General features: G+C 41.6%; 12 protein-coding genes and 1 riboswitch. Of the genes, 9 read left to right on the top strand and 3 right to left on the bottom strand.

The window, feature by feature from the left end; all coding sequences use genetic code 11:
* Positions 1–70 precede the first annotated feature (70 nt).
* Complete coding sequence (locus AABM38_RS20170; RefSeq protein ID WP_423407969.1) at positions 71–319, bottom strand: helix-turn-helix domain-containing protein; 249 nt, start codon at positions 317–319, stop codon at positions 71–73.
* Positions 320–730: 411 nt separating this feature from the next.
* Entirely contained in the window at positions 731–2,074 is a 1,344-nt protein-coding gene (locus AABM38_RS20165; RefSeq protein WP_423407968.1) for a sodium-dependent transporter, read from the bottom strand.
* A gap of 256 nt (positions 2,075–2,330) precedes the next feature.
* On the opposite strand from AABM38_RS20165, the gene AABM38_RS20160 reads away from it, so the two are divergent.
* The 5 genes from AABM38_RS20160 (at position 2,331) to AABM38_RS20140 (ending at position 6,966) form a co-directional block, all read left to right on the top strand.
* Positions 2,331–2,888 carry an RNA polymerase sigma factor gene (locus AABM38_RS20160; RefSeq protein ID WP_423407967.1) on the top strand — a complete coding sequence of 186 codons (558 nt, stop codon included), beginning with the start codon at positions 2,331–2,333 and terminating at the stop codon, positions 2,886–2,888.
* The gene (locus AABM38_RS20155) at positions 2,881–4,581 is read left to right on the top strand and encodes a hypothetical protein (protein ID WP_423407966.1); all 1,701 of its coding nucleotides are present in this window, start codon (positions 2,881–2,883) and stop codon (positions 4,579–4,581) included. Before AABM38_RS20160 ends, AABM38_RS20155 begins: the two co-directional genes overlap by 8 nt.
* A gap of 127 nt (positions 4,582–4,708) precedes the next feature.
* The gene (yugI, locus tag AABM38_RS20150; RefSeq protein WP_423407965.1) at positions 4,709–5,104 is read left to right on the top strand and encodes a S1 domain-containing post-transcriptional regulator GSP13; all 396 of its coding nucleotides are present in this window, start codon (positions 4,709–4,711) and stop codon (positions 5,102–5,104) included.
* 262 nt (positions 5,105–5,366) lie between these two features.
* Positions 5,367–5,546, top strand: a complete 180-nt coding sequence (locus AABM38_RS20145; RefSeq protein WP_423407964.1) for a hypothetical protein — start codon at positions 5,367–5,369, stop codon at positions 5,544–5,546.
* Between the two features lie 223 nt (positions 5,547–5,769).
* Positions 5,770–6,966, top strand: coding sequence for an ornithine--oxo-acid transaminase (locus tag AABM38_RS20140; RefSeq protein WP_423407963.1), 1,197 nt, complete (start codon positions 5,770–5,772; stop codon positions 6,964–6,966).
* Positions 6,967–7,126: 160 nt separating this feature from the next.
* On the opposite strand, the gene AABM38_RS20135 is transcribed toward AABM38_RS20140, so the two are convergent.
* The gene (locus AABM38_RS20135) at positions 7,127–7,360 is read right to left on the bottom strand and encodes a DUF378 domain-containing protein (protein ID WP_335375387.1); all 234 of its coding nucleotides are present in this window, start codon (positions 7,358–7,360) and stop codon (positions 7,127–7,129) included.
* A 199-nt stretch (positions 7,361–7,559) separates the two neighbouring features.
* Between AABM38_RS20135 and AABM38_RS20130 the strand changes: the two genes are divergently transcribed.
* From AABM38_RS20130 to AABM38_RS20115, 4 genes are all read left to right on the top strand, one after another.
* Complete coding sequence (locus AABM38_RS20130; RefSeq protein ID WP_423407962.1) at positions 7,560–8,723, top strand: iron-containing alcohol dehydrogenase; 1,164 nt, start codon at positions 7,560–7,562, stop codon at positions 8,721–8,723.
* A gap of 247 nt (positions 8,724–8,970) precedes the next feature.
* A riboswitch (cyclic di-GMP riboswitch) is annotated at positions 8,971–9,063 on the top strand.
* A gap of 152 nt (positions 9,064–9,215) precedes the next feature.
* A complete protein-coding gene (locus AABM38_RS20125) occupies positions 9,216–10,709 on the top strand; it encodes an LPXTG cell wall anchor domain-containing protein (protein WP_423407961.1) in 1,494 nt (497 codons plus the stop codon).
* Positions 10,710–10,768: 59 nt separating this feature from the next.
* Entirely contained in the window at positions 10,769–11,431 is a 663-nt protein-coding gene (locus AABM38_RS20120) for a class D sortase (RefSeq protein WP_423407960.1), read from the top strand.
* Positions 11,432–11,627: 196 nt separating this feature from the next.
* On the top strand, positions 11,628–12,977 hold the full coding sequence (locus AABM38_RS20115; protein WP_423407959.1) for a glucose-6-phosphate isomerase: 1,350 nt from the start codon (positions 11,628–11,630) through the stop codon (positions 12,975–12,977).
* Positions 12,978–12,980 lie beyond the last annotated feature (3 nt).

Here is a 12,980-nt window from a genome sequence, read left to right as displayed (position 1 = left end):
TTAAAGAAATAAGGAGCAGAAAATTTCTGCCCCTTAAATCTTAGTGTTCATTCATGTTAATTGCCGGTATTTACAAACTGCTTGTTGTTGGGTCAGCTTCTGTTGGAGCAGTAACATAGATTTGCTGCCCCATCAACTCGGAAGCAGGCACATCCAGGACAGTCGAGATTTTTAATATTGTCTGCAAATTCGGTGTTTGCTCGCCGCTCTCATAGCGCTCAATTGTTTGTGTGCCAACTCGTGATTTCAGTGCAAGCTCTTCCAGGGACATTCCTTTTCGCATTCGGCAATTTTTGATATTCTGGCCAATCGCATTCATCGATCCTCACCTCCAGAAAATATCTCTTATTATAAGTTTATCAGAAAAAGGGTGGATGTATCGTCTGCAATGTGAACGTTTTCTTAACTTTTGGCTCTGTTGAATGGTGTTTAAAAATTGGCACTATTAAACACGGCTGTTGATTTTCGTTCCAGGCGCTTCGCTTTCCGCGGGGCTGGCGCTGAGCCTCCTCGTCGCTTCGCTCCTGCGGGGTCTCACCTGTCCAGCTGCGCCCGCAGGACACTGAATTGCTTCCTCGAATCCCCCCACGCACGATGGAAATGCGTTAGCATTTTCGGAGGAGTCTTCGCGCCTTCCACTACAATCAACAGGGTTTAAGAATCAAAATTCAGCTTTAACAGAGCCATAAGATTAATAAAGATCAACCATTAAGGTTAAGTGAGCCTACCTTTACAATATGCCTATAGATTGTAAAAAGACAATGCCAATGCCAACAGGAACGATATAGCGGATTGCGATATACCAAATGTTAAATAACAGCGAGTTTTTCCCCGCACCTGTTTCAAGCTCCTGCCTAACCAATTTTCGAGGGAGTATATAACCTGCAAAAATGGCTATGAAGAAAGCGCCAAGCGGAAGGGCAATATTGCTCGTGATAAAATCAGCGAGATCAAAGAATGTCTTCCCAAAAAATTTCACGTCGGATAATACGCCAAAGGAAAGGGCATTTGGTATTCCAGCAGCAAAAACCAGCATCCCTGAAATCCAGGCATATTTCTTCCTCTTCTCCACATTCCCTTTCGAAAGAACTGCAACGATGATTTCTAAAATGGAAAAGGCAGATGTCAATGTAGCAAACAATAGCAAAATTAAAAAGATCGTTAAGAATAACCCTCCAAAGGCAAGCTGCTCAAATACTGCGGGCAAAACAACAAATACTAGTCCGGGACCAGCTTCCGGTTCAAATCCAAGTGCAAATACTGCAGGGAAAATGACAAGCCCAGCGAGCAGTGAGATGAAAATGTTCAAGCCAACGACAGAGAATGCTGATTTTGTCAGGCTTTCACCTCTAGATAAATACGAAGCGTAGGTGACCATTACAGAGAGGCCGACACTTAAGGCGAAAAAAGACTGGCCCAGTGCCAGCAGCACAGTTTCAGCAGTGACTGCAGACCAATCAGGCTTCAAAAAGAACTCAACGCCCTCCATTGCCCCTTCGAGTGTGAGTGAACGGATTACAAGGACAATGAAAATGATAAATAGTGCGGGCATCATGTATTTGCTTGCCTTTTCAATCCCCTGCTGAACACCGCCCTGGACAACCCAGATGGTTAGCAGTATGAAAAGGAATTGCACGGCCAATGCCTCAACAGGATTAGCAATGATTTTTTCGAAGGTGGTTCCATACTCAGCCTGAGTCAGGCCGGATAATGATCCAGTCAAGCTTCGTCCAAGGTAAGAAAGGATCCATCCTCCAACAACACTGTAGAATGAAAGGATGATGAAGGATGCGATGACACCGCCGTAGCCAAGCAGAGGCCATGCGCTTTTGGGAGCTAGATGTTTATAAGACATAACCGCGTCTTTCTGAGTGTTCCGGCCAATGATGAATTCGGCCAATAAAATTGGTGCTCCGATTAAAATAGTCATAAGCAGGAAAAGGACAAGAAAAATGCCGCCCCCGTTTGTACCCGCCATATAAGGAAACTTCCAGATAGCCCCTAGACCTATTGCCGATCCGGCAGCCGCAAGGATAAAACCAAGTTTAGAGGTCCATTGTTCATGCTTGTCCATATAAAAACTCCTTTTAAAATATCCAGAAAAAAATTTTTTCTGATAAAACAGAAAATTATTTATTCATGTTACTATTTATTCAGTTAAAAGCATAGTATTTTCAGGTTTTAACCAATTAATGTAACTTTTTACTATTTTTTCGAAACATAAACGGAAATCCGCCGTTTTATAGATAAAGTTGTTTCGATAAGATTTTTTCTTGCTGGAACAGTTCAATTTTTTGATAAAAAAAGAGAAATCAGTTTGGGGGATCCAAATGAATGAAGAGGATTTAGTATTTCGGGCCCGGAACGGAAACATGCAGGCTTTTGCGGAACTGATCGATGTTTATACTCCCACCGTCAAGCGCTTTGCCTTCCAGCTTGGAACCAATTATGACGACATAGATGATATCACACAGGAAGTGTTTGTCAGGGTTTTTCGCTTCCTGGATCAATTTTCACAGGCGAAGTTTACGACCTGGCTTTATAAAATCACCCTAAATGTAACCAGGGATTTTGCCCGCAATAAACAAAGACAGATTAAAAAGGTGCTGAAATTCGGAAAGGAGCGTACTTTCAATGGGAAAACCGCTGAAGAAAGCATCCTCCGTTTTGAGGAAGACAGAACCTTGCACGAATGCATTCAAAAACTTGATGAGAAATATCGAATCCCGATTGTCCTATTTTATTTTCATGATAAAAGCTATGGCGATATCGCGGAAATTACAGGCATATCGCTGGCGAATGTAAAAACACGCCTTTTAAGAGGCAAAGAACATTTGAAAAAGCTGCTCGCGCTAGCTGAGAAGAGAGAGGGTGAAAACCATGGATGATCAATTGTTGGAGAAGCGTCTCGAAAGCTTGAGAAAAGCATATCTCGACATGCATGAAGAGGAGAACCGATCGGAAATTCTTGCGGCCATTAAAAAAGACCAAAAGAGAAAGAAACAGAATAAGTGGTTTCACCTGCCATACGCAGCAAGTTTTATCGGTGTAGGAATGATTGCCGGAGTCTTAATGATGCAGTATATCGATGATATCGATCTATCTGCGTCAGAAAAACCAGGCATTAACGAGACATCGGGTGACAGCAGCGAAAAGAAAGGTGAACTGACAGAATCAGAAGTAAAAGAAAAAATAACAGCATTGCAAGCTTATTATACGGAAAGGCAAACCTATACAAAAGAAAATTTAGGTCTTGGAGCGGGATACGAGCAATTCTTTTATCAAAATATCCTTGATGATATTGCCCAATTTGAAGCTGAGGTACTTGAAAATCCAGAAGCAATTAATCGAGGTGAATTTGAACGAAAATCAAAGGAAATCAAGAATGCAATCGCTGAAGCTTTCACCATGCCATCTGAAATCATGGAAAAGCTGTCCCAAGGAGCCGGGAATCATCAATATGACAGGGGAGATGAATATAACCTGCTCGGCCAACTGGAGTCTTACTGGGGAGCTTATTTACAATCGTTAGTCCTGTACGAAGGGGAAATCAATAAAGCATTGGAAAAGGCGAGCGTGGCGGATGTTGTTGAAAAATTGAATGCTGGCGGTGAAGGAATCTCCACCCCTGGTTTAAAAAGGCTTGCTGAAGGTGCTGTTCGAAATGGCTATGCTTTTAGGGCAGAGGATGGGAAGATCGAAATCTATATTGATTATCTAAGCGTAGCTGAAAGGCTGAAACCTGAAACCAATCCTGATTTTATTTATTATCTGGAGCTAAAAAGCAACCGAGTACAGGATTCGCAAGGCAATGTATTATCGTATAAGAATTTGGGACAGCTTTTGGTGAAACATGAGAAAGGGGTTAAAATCGTTCAGGATCCAACGATTGAACAATGGATGAAAATTGATGTTCAATCCCTTTATGCTCTGTTTGTTAAAGGGCATCCTGCAAAACCTTTATTCACTGACAATAAAGTCTTAAAGGAAGAAGTAAAAAGCGCTTATCGTTATGTAATAGATACATATCCAGACACCGATACAGGAGCAGCCGTCAAAATTTTTTATGATCAGCTTGAAAAAAATAATTTCAAACAGGATCCGGAGTTTTCGATGCGGGCAGTAATCTTCCCAAAATATATGAACATCAAGACTCCTGATAAATCTGAAATTATGATTACTCAAAGCATCCTGCCATTAACAGCGGAAATGGAGTCTGCCTATGAGGAGTTTTCAGCCAAAAAAGATGTAAATATCCTCAGAAATTATAGCGCGTTTCAGGTGATGCAGCTCTATTTCTATTCGGATGAAGTAAAGGATTATGCGACAAAGTATGCATTATATTCTCAAAAAGACGCATTGCCTTCTGAAGAGCAATATATCAGTGAACAACAGGCTGCCGAAATGAAGCTTAGCACGATGCTTGAAGAGTATGACCATGCTTCGCTCTATTATTCAGAAAAGAATTCAGATTTGATTACCGGGATCCAATTACATTTCAAGGAACGTGCAGATGCACCGGTCTTCCAAATGGTCCAAGAGGATGGAATCTGGAAAATCAGATACATGCCTCTTCAATAGCCCGAAAAAAATTGGAAACTCCTAAATAAGAATTATCCTATTCCTTTTGATTAAAACTACATTATATGATATAATTTTTAATTGCGTATTAATGGGATAAAATACAACAAAATTTAGGAGTGTTTCGATGTCAGAGAAAATTGAAGTAGGCAGTGTTTTAACAGGAAAAGTTACAGGAATCCAGCCATATGGCGCTTTCGTTGCATTAGATGAAAATACACAAGGTCTAGTGCACATTTCAGAAATCACACACGGTTATGTTAAGGATATTAACGAGCACCTTACAGTTGGCGACGAAGTGAAAGTGAAAGTATTGTCAATTGATGAAGCTGCTGGAAAAATTGGATTATCTATCCGTGCAACTGAAGAAGCACCTGAGCAAGTTCAACGTGCACCAAAGAAGCCACGCAATAAGCGTCCAGCTGCAGTTGTTCAATACCAGGATGATTCAGCACAAGGTTTCAACACTTTGAAGGATAAGCTTCAAGAGTGGATCGACCAGTCAGACATGGCTAAGAAGTAATAGCTTTTGAAAAAACCGGGCAATTGAGTCCGGTTTTTTTTTTATGTCGTTAGATTAATTATAGAAATTAAAATACATGATCGGAACAATGGAGAGAGAAATGGTGGGACCGGATGTTCCAATAAAGGTCATTGGAACAATGGAGAGAGAGAAATCGAGTCACCGAATGTTCCAATAAAGGTCATTGGAACAATGGAGGGTGAGAAATCATGGCATCGGATGTTCCAATAAAGGTCATTGGAACAATGGAGAGTGAGAAATCATGGCATCGGATGTTCCAATAAGGGTCATTGGAACAATGGGGGGAAGAAATCATGGCATCGGATGTTCCAATAAGGGTCATTGGAACAATGGAGGGATAGAAATCATGGCATCGGATGTTCCAATAAGGGTCATTGGAACAATAGAGAGTGAGAAACCGAGGCATCGGATGTTCCAATAAGGATTATTGGAGACTGGGGATTCTCCTAAGAGTAGAAGTATGTAGAGGTCGAATTGTTATCCACATTCAATCCACTTATCGCATAAATTACGATGAATCCTGGCTTGTTATAAGAAAAACCCGACAATTCCGTTTTTTCTTTCTTTATGGGGTTACCTAGCATGATTCTACAGGTTACAATATGATTGTCTAACCAATTTTTCATTGGAACGGAGGAAGATTCATGACTACAACAAAAACACACTCTCTGATTGAACAGACAGAAAAGTATGGCGCCAATAACTATCATCCGCTGCCAATCGTTATTTCTAAGGCAGAGGGTGTTTGGGTAGAGGATCCTGAAGGCAATAAATATATGGACATGCTAAGTGCTTACTCTGCAGTAAATCAGGGTCATCGCCATCCAAAAATCATCCAGGCTCTTAAAGATCAGGCTGACCGAGTGACGCTAACGTCAAGAGCTTTCCATAATGATCAGCTTGGACCTTGGTATGAAAAAATCTGCAAAATGACAAATAAAGAAATGGCGCTGCCTATGAATACAGGAGCAGAGGCGGTTGAAACAGCAATTAAAGCTGCTCGTCGCTGGTCTTACGATGTTAAAGGTGTAGCTGAAGACCAGGCTGAAATCATCGCTTGTATCGGTAATTTCCATGGCCGGACAATGACAGCGGTTTCGTTGTCTTCTGAAGCTGAATATAAGCGGGGCTTTGGGCCGATGCTTCCAGGAATTAAATTGATTCCTTATGGAGATCTTGAAGCATTGAAGGCGGCAATCACTCCTAACACTGCTGCGTTCTTAATTGAACCAATCCAGGGAGAGGCTGGGATTGTCATTCCGCCAGAAGGCTTCATGAGTGCTGCATTTGATTTGTGTAAGGAAAACAATGTACTGTTTATTGCGGATGAAATCCAGGCAGGACTTGCTAGATCAGGAAAAATGTTTGCGTGTGAGTGGGAAGACATCGAGCCTGATATGTATATTCTAGGCAAGGCCCTGGGCGGCGGAGTATTCCCGATTTCCTGTGTAGTTGCTGACAGTGATGTACTAGGTGTTTTCAACCCAGGTTCACATGGATCCACATTTGGAGGCAATCCAATGGCTTGCGCTGTATCGCTTGCATCACTTGACGTATTGATTGACGAAAAGCTGGCTGAACGGTCGCTTGAACTTGGTGAATATTTTATCAGCAAGCTTCGTGAAATCGATAACCCTATGATAAAAGATATCCGCGGCCGAGGACTTTTCATCGGTGTTGAATTGACAGAGCCTGCCCGTAAATATTGTGAGGATTTAAAAGAGGAAGGCTTGCTATGCAAAGAAACACATGACACTGTCATTCGCTTCGCCCCGCCCCTTGTGATCAGCCAGGAAGACTTGGACTGGGCAATTGAGCGTATCAAGAAGGTTTTATCGTAAAAAACACATACGAAAACCCGTCCAATATCCGGACGGGTTTTTTCTTGGCTAATAGAAAAGCATAAATTTTTTTCGTAATTTATGCTTTCCTAATGCATAAGGGCAGCTACGACTCTGTTTTGGCCTTAAGCGCTCGCCAATCGGTGATTTTTCTTTAAAATTATCTTGTGGCCCTTGGTTCTGCTGCTCTTTCTTCTTCTTCGCTTGGAGCGAAAAGAAGTCCTAGATTGATTAAACCCGCAAGTCCTACTAAGCCATATACTATTCTGGCCAATGCTGCGTCCTGACCTCCGAAGATTGCTGCAACAAGATCAAATTGGAAGAATCCGACTAAGCCCCAGTTAATAGCACCAATAATCGTAAGGACCAATGCAATTCTTTGAATACCACTCATGGATGTTTCCTCCTTAAAATATGGATTCGTATTTAGGTTGATTCAGCAGTAACAATATTATTCATCTCTGCCATTTAAACATTATTCTGGTAAAAAAAACTGTAACTTTTTATAGCACATTGGAGAACATTAAGAAGTGCAATTCTTTTGCATTGCTTTTAAAAAAAGAACATAATGGGCGATAAGGAAGGTGATTCAAATGGATAATTTCACATTTTATAATCCAACTAAATTGATTTTTGGCAAAGGCCAACTTGAGGAATTGAAGAATGAAGTGCCTCAATATGGCAAAAAAGTTCTTCTTGTATATGGCGGCGGAAGCATAAAGAGAAATGGGCTTTATGATTCGGTCCTAAAACTTTTAAAAGAAATTGGCGCAGAGGTGTTTGAGCTTTCAGGTGTTGAGCCTAATCCACGAATATCTACTGTCCGTAAGGGCGTCCAAATCTGCAAGGAAGAAGGAATTGAATTCCTGCTTGCGGTAGGCGGCGGGAGTGTTATTGACTGTACTAAAGCAATCGCTGCCGGTGCCAAATATGATGGCGATGCATGGGACCTTGTGACAAAGAAGGCGTTCGCTTCCGTTGCACTTCCATTCGGTACGGTGTTGACTCTTGCTGCAACAGGCTCTGAAATGAATGCAGGTTCGGTTATCACGAATTGGGAAACGAATGAAAAATACGGCTGGGGCAGCCCAGTGACGTTCCCAAGGTTCTCCATTCTGGACCCGGTGAATACATTTACTGTACCAAGAGACCAAACAATCTACGGAATCGTCGATATGATGTCTCATGTGTTTGAACATTATTTCCATTTGACTGAGAACACTGAGTTCCAGGATCGCATGTGCGAATCCCTGCTGCTGACTGTCATGGAAACAGCGCCAAAGCTTCTGGCTGATCTTGAAAACTACGAGCATCGCGCAACTATTTTATATGCAGGCACAATGGCACTGAACGGTATGCTATCAATGGGTTACCGCGGTGACTGGGCTACTCATAACATCGAACATGCAGTTTCAGCAGTTTATGACATTCCGCATGGCGGAGGACTTGCTATCCTGTTCCCGAATTGGATGAAGCACAATTTGAAGGTAAAACCAGAACGCTTCAAAAAAATGGCTGTCAGGGTCTTCAACGTGGATCCTGAAGGTAAGACAGACGAAGAAGCCGGTCTTGAAGGAATCGAAAAGCTGCGTGAATTCTGGTCAAGCATCGGAGCACCATCCCGACTTGCAGATTATGATATCGATGACAGCAAGATTGAAGTAATGGCAGATAAAGCAATGGTCAATGGAGAATTTGGCAACTTCACAAAATTGACCCACGAAGATGTGGTGGAAATTTATCGCAAGTCTTTATAAAAGTCAAAAGGACCCAGTAAACTGGGTCCTTTTTCATTTAACTAGGAGAATACTAATATCGATCCATCTTTATAAATAATTAAAACACTTATATTATCACTGTTCTCGGTTGAAAAATGAAACTAAAGAAAAATTTACCAAAAATATTTCTAGGTCTAAATGTTTAACGATATGGTTAACTGTGGTAATTCTCTAACTATAAGACAATGGAGCTAAAGGGATATTTTACATAAAGTGTCGTCACCGCCCATGCAAATAGCAAACCAGCTGAAAAGCTGGGACGCAAAGCCAGGAGTCTAAGGCAGCCTAATTAGGCAGCTATGATCGTCCAGCCGCCATGGATTAAGAAATTTGTCCTGGCGGCTTTTTTTGTCAAAAAATCGCAAAATATTATCGAAAGAGAGGCGAAATTTCCAGTAAAATAACTGAATATTCAGTTTATTTATGATGCAATTAATAATGAGAAAAAACTATGAAAAGGGGATTAAACAGTTGAAACCTATAAAACATGTGTCCATTCTATTATCCTTGATGCTTTTGTTATTCATTAGCCTGCCTGTAACTGGGGCATTTGCAGCTGGCAGCGCCGAAAGTCAGACTGTAAAAAACAGCAAACAATCATCTCAGGTTGATTCCAAAAAGAAGAGCAATCAAGCTCAAACAGAAGCGGCTAAACCAAAGGCTCAAAATGAAAATACAGCAAACTCGAATAATAACAATACTGAAGGAAACTCAGCTGTGAAAAAAGAAGCTGCACAGATTCAGCAAGCTGATCATAAAGAAAAAGCTGAAACGAAGGTTGAGAATGATCAAACAGTTGAAATAGCAAAAAATGAGAAAGAAACAAAAACGAAGGTAGAAACAGTATCGGAAAAAGTAGTGAATACAAATAAAAGTACGCAAATTCATTTGCATCTGAAGGATTGTGTAAATCCAACTGTAAGTGTTTTTGTTGAACTTAAAGGCGAATGGAAGGAAATGTCCAATCCAGGAAGCTCACCACTCTTCAAATTGCTGGATGGTGGAGAATTTGTTAAGGATGATGTTACGGCTTTTAAGCTTGTTTTTGAAGGTGGAGAAGAACTGGTAGTTCCTGTTAGTGAAATTAAAGTGGGTGTCGAGGCAGAAGGGACAATCAACTATTGGCTTGAAAATTGTGACCTGCCTGATAGTGGAGAAACTGCACCTGATAAGGATGCAAATAAAAGCACTCAAATCCATCTGCATGTAAAGGACTGTATAAGCCCAGCGGCAAAAGTATTTGTAGAGATTAAAGGCGAATGGAAGGAAATGACCCATCCAGGTAAATCACCACTCTTCAAATTGCTGGATGGCGGAGAATTTGTAACGGAAGACATCACTGCATTTAAAATTGTTTTTACCAGCGGCGGTGAGCTCGTTGTACCTGTAAGCGACCTTAAGATTGGAGTAGAGGCAGAAGGAACGATCAACTACTGGATGGAAAAATGTGATATCCCTCTGAAAAACACATTCAAGACATTAAGCTTAATGATCGATGACAGCAAGGGCAAAATTGACAGTGCTGCAGTAATAATGATGAATGGGAAACGTATTGAGTTTAAGCTTGTGAATCATGTTTGGACAATCCATTTAACAGAAGAAGCGAAAATGGATATGCTGAAAGGACTCGAATTAACAAGCAATGGGCAGACAAAGGTCATCCCCTTAACACAATTATCTGAAGAAATGGTTCACCTGGAAAATCAGGTTCTAACTCTTAAAGTAAATTGGAGCATGCAAGGAGAGATCGTCGGTGAAGAAACAAATGAAGGCGCATCGCCAGTTCCTATGAAGAACTCCGGCTCAGGAAATACACCTGGAGGATCGACAGGTTCACAAGGCTGGGTTGGCGGCGATGTTCTTCCGCAAACGGGTGAAAGCAGCCGGATGCCTTACTATATCCTCGGCTTCTTGATTGCAGCAGGAGGAGTTATGTTAAGGATCAAAAATCCATTGAAGAATTAATTGTGAAAAAAACTTGAGAGAGGAAGAAATTCCTCTCTTTATTTATATCTGAGGTGAAAATGGTGAAAAAGGTATTTTCGATATTTTTAATCCTGACCGGGTTTTCAATTTTCTTTTATCCTGCGATGAAGGATTTATATACATCCTACAGCCAGAAACAAATGATGGACAAGTGGGAAAATAACTCCCTTAATGAAAATGAAGCAGCAGAGAGCCTTGGCAGCCTGGAAGAGGTGTTCAGCATCGAAACGAAGGCGGAAACTGTTGAATCAGCCAAGCCTATTATGAATCAGGAAGAGAAAAAAAACGAAGAAAAACAAAAAGTGAATCCTGGAATGGTTGGTGTTATCGAAATCGATAAAATTAATCTAAGGCTTCCGGTATTGAACGGGGCTTCCATGGCTAACATGGCGATTGGAGCCGGTCTGCTGGAAGGAACGGCACTACCGGGAAACGCCGGTAATACCGCGATTGCCGCCCATCGCAGCAGAGCTTATGGCAAAATGTTCAACCGTCTGGATGAAATCGCCACAGGGGATTTAGTGACGGTAAAGGACAAGGACCAAACCTATCAATATGAGGTTTACGAAACATTAGTCGTCGAACCGAATGATGTATCCGTGCTTATGGGCAGCGATGATGAAAAAACACTGACTCTTATTACCTGCACGCCAATTGATACAGCTACGCACAGATTAATCATCAAGGCGAAAATGCCTTAATCTGCATGTCCGGGTGACTTCCCGGACTATTGTTTTTTCAGGGGGTTAAAAACATTCAACAAGGAAAAAAATAACGAAGTCGTGAAATTTTAAAAATATTTCACAATTGGTCACGCTTACACTTTAGTGTGATTCTTGATTCTTGGTGGAGCTTTCGTTAAAGTGGTAGAGAATACAATTAAATGGAGGATCAGACATGACACATGTTCGTTTTGATTACTCAAAGGCGCTAAGCTTTTTTGGTGAACACGAAGTTACATATTTAAGGGATTTTGTAAAAGTAGCCCATCATTCATTGCACGAAAAAACGGGTGCGGGCAGTGACTTTTTAGGGTGGATCGACCTGCCTGTGAACTATGATAAAGAAGAATTCTCACGCATCCAGAAATCTGCTGAAAAAATCAAAAGCGATTCTGATGTATTGCTTGTTGTTGGAATCGGCGGATCATACTTGGGTGCTCGTGCGGCACTTGAATTTTTGCAGCACAGCTTTTATAACGCTCTTTCAAAAGAGAAGCGCAAGACTCCGCAAATCATCTTTATTGGTAATAACATTAGCTCCAGCTATATGACAGACGTGATGGATCTTTTAGAAGGCAAAGACTTTTCGATCAATGTCATCTCCAAGTCTGGAACAACAACTGAGCCTGCGATTGCCTTCCGTATCTTCCGCAAGCTTCTTGAAGAGAAATACGGTGTGGAAGAAGCTCGCAAACGCATCTACGCGACAACAGACAAAGCACGCGGTGCATTGAAAACTCTTGCTGATAAAGAAGGCTATGAATCATTTGTGATTGCTGATGATGTCGGCGGCCGTTACTCAGTATTGACTGCAGTAGGCTTGCTGCCAATCGCTGTCAGTGGTTCAGACATCGAAGCGATGATGAAGGGTGCAGCGCAGGCTATGGAAGACTTCAGCAAGTCCGAGCTTGAAGAAAATGCTGCTTACCAGTACGCTGCAGTCCGTAACGCTCTTTACAATAAAGGCAAAACAATCGAAATGCTAATTAACTATGAACCATCACTTCAGTACTTCTCTGAATGGTGGAAGCAGCTGTTCGGCGAAAGTGAAGGGAAAGACCAGAAGGGAATTTATCCTTCTTCAGCAAACTTCTCTACCGATCTTCACTCTCTTGGACAATATGTACAAGAAGGCCGACGCGACTTGTTTGAAACCATCATCAAGGTCGAGAAGCCTCGCCATGAAATGGTGATTGAGGAAGCTGACAGCGATCTTGACGGCTTGAACTACCTTGCTGGCAAAACAGTTGATTTTGTAAACAACAAGGCATTTGAAGGTACAATGCTAGCCCATACAGACGGCGGCGTTCCAAACCTTGTGCTTACAATTCCACAGCTGGATGAGTACACATTTGGCTACCTTGTTTATTTCTTTGAAAAAGCATGCGCAATGAGCGGCTACCTTCTGGGAGTAAATCCATTCGACCAGCCAGGTGTTGAAGCATACAAAGTAAATATGTTCGCATTGCTTGGCAAACCAGGCTTTGAGGAAAAGAAAGCAGAACTCGAAAAGCGACTTAAATAAATG

Origin of the sequence: Heyndrickxia sp. MSNUG (assembly GCF_049532715.1) — a bacterium.
In the GTDB taxonomy this organism is placed as follows: Bacteria; Bacillota; Bacilli; order Bacillales; family Cytobacillaceae; genus Mesobacillus.
This window is presented reverse-complemented; position numbering and strand designations above follow the sequence as displayed.

Coding starts and splice junctions, on each gene's coding strand:
- AABM38_RS20155 (WP_423407966.1), top strand. CDS start 2,881: ATGGATGATCAATTGTTGGAGAAGCGTCTCGAAAGCTTGAGAAAAGCA.
- AABM38_RS20130 (WP_423407962.1), top strand. CDS start 7,560: ATGGATAATTTCACATTTTATAATCCAACTAAATTGATTTTTGGCAAA.
- AABM38_RS20135 (WP_335375387.1), bottom strand. CDS start 7,360: ATGAGTGGTATTCAAAGAATTGCATTGGTCCTTACGATTATTGGTGCT.
- yugI (WP_423407965.1), top strand. CDS start 4,709: ATGTCAGAGAAAATTGAAGTAGGCAGTGTTTTAACAGGAAAAGTTACA.
- AABM38_RS20165 (WP_423407968.1), bottom strand. CDS start 2,074: ATGGACAAGCATGAACAATGGACCTCTAAACTTGGTTTTATCCTTGCG.
- AABM38_RS20170 (WP_423407969.1), bottom strand. CDS start 319: ATGAATGCGATTGGCCAGAATATCAAAAATTGCCGAATGCGAAAAGGA.
- AABM38_RS20120 (WP_423407960.1), top strand. CDS start 10,769: ATGGTGAAAAAGGTATTTTCGATATTTTTAATCCTGACCGGGTTTTCA.
- AABM38_RS20145 (WP_423407964.1), top strand. CDS start 5,367: ATGGCATCGGATGTTCCAATAAGGGTCATTGGAACAATGGGGGGAAGA.
- AABM38_RS20140 (WP_423407963.1), top strand. CDS start 5,770: ATGACTACAACAAAAACACACTCTCTGATTGAACAGACAGAAAAGTAT.
- AABM38_RS20160 (WP_423407967.1), top strand. CDS start 2,331: ATGAATGAAGAGGATTTAGTATTTCGGGCCCGGAACGGAAACATGCAG.
- AABM38_RS20115 (WP_423407959.1), top strand. CDS start 11,628: ATGACACATGTTCGTTTTGATTACTCAAAGGCGCTAAGCTTTTTTGGT.